General features: G+C 62.5%; 1 protein-coding gene. It reads left to right on the top strand.

The window, feature by feature from the left end:
• Positions 1 to 25: 25 nt before the first annotated feature.
• A partial coding sequence (gene nrfD, locus NE591_RS13615) for an NrfD/PsrC family molybdoenzyme membrane anchor subunit (protein ID WP_256156905.1) occupies positions 26 to 320 on the top strand: 295 nt, incomplete at its 3' end.

Below are 320 nucleotides of genomic sequence, written 5' to 3'. Positions count from 1 at the left end.
CGCTATGAACGATGCGAAAGGAAGCATGGCGGCCCATCGCGGGTTGACCGTGGGGATCATCGCTTGCGCGGTGGTGGCTGTCATCGGCGTTGCCCTGTGGATGGTGCAGCTTTCGGGCGGCATGATACAGACCGGCATGCGCAACCTCGATTCCTGGGGCTTCTACATCACCCTGTTCATGTTCTTCGTGGGCCTGTCCGCCGGCGGCCACATCATCAGCTCCATCCCCAACGCCTTCGGCATGAAGGGCTTCGGGGACATCTCGCGCGTGGCCATCTGGACGAGCATCTGCTGCACCTGCGTGGCCATCGGCTTTGTGG

Origin of the sequence: Adlercreutzia sp. DFI.6.23 (genome assembly GCF_024462535.1) — a bacterium.
GTDB lineage: Bacteria > Actinomycetota > Coriobacteriia > Coriobacteriales > Eggerthellaceae > Adlercreutzia > Adlercreutzia rubneri.
Note: the sequence above shows the minus strand (reverse complement) of the source record. Positions and strands in the feature narration are given on the sequence as shown.